The organism is Aerococcus sp. L_32 (assembly GCF_050689315.1).
In genome coordinates this window covers 1-539 of record NZ_JBOEQF010001233.1, presented here as the reverse complement: position 1 = coordinate 539, position 539 = coordinate 1, and the positions used below count along the sequence as shown (strand labels likewise).

The window sequence follows — 539 nt, the reverse complement described above, 5'->3', positions numbered from 1 at the left end:
CTTGCACCCGCTTGGAAAATAACCGGTTGACCTTGCGGAGTACGTTGGATGTTTAAAGGTCCTTTTGAATTGAAGAATTCGCCTTTATGATTCAACACATGGACTTTGTCTTTATCATAGAAGACACCTGTTTCACGGTCACGAACAAAGGCGTCATCATCAAATGAATCCCATAAGCCTTTAGTGACTTCTAAGTATTCGTTGGCCATATCATAACGTAAGTCATGCTCTGGGTGGTTACCCTTATTATAGTTACCAGCAGACCCTTGTAATGGCGAGGTTACCACGTTCCAACCAGCACGACCCTTAGAAATAATATCTAATGACGCAAATTGACGAGCTACGTTATAAGGCTCAGAATAAGTGGTTGATAAAGTTCCAACTAAACCAATTTTAGAAGTAATTGGTGCTAAAGCTGATAATAAAGCGATAGGCTCAAAACGGTTTACAAAGTGAGGAATCGATTTTTCATCGATGTATAAACCATCTGCAATGAAGACGAAATCCGCCCCATTTTTCTCAGCTTTTTTCGTTAAGTT

At 39.9% G+C, this 539-nt stretch carries 1 protein-coding gene; it reads right to left on the bottom strand.

Translation table 11 applies throughout. The annotated features are described in order from the left end of the window. On the bottom strand, nt 1–539 hold a 539-nt coding region (locus tag ACRCJ0_RS19085), incomplete at both ends, for an LLM class flavin-dependent oxidoreductase (RefSeq protein WP_431391779.1).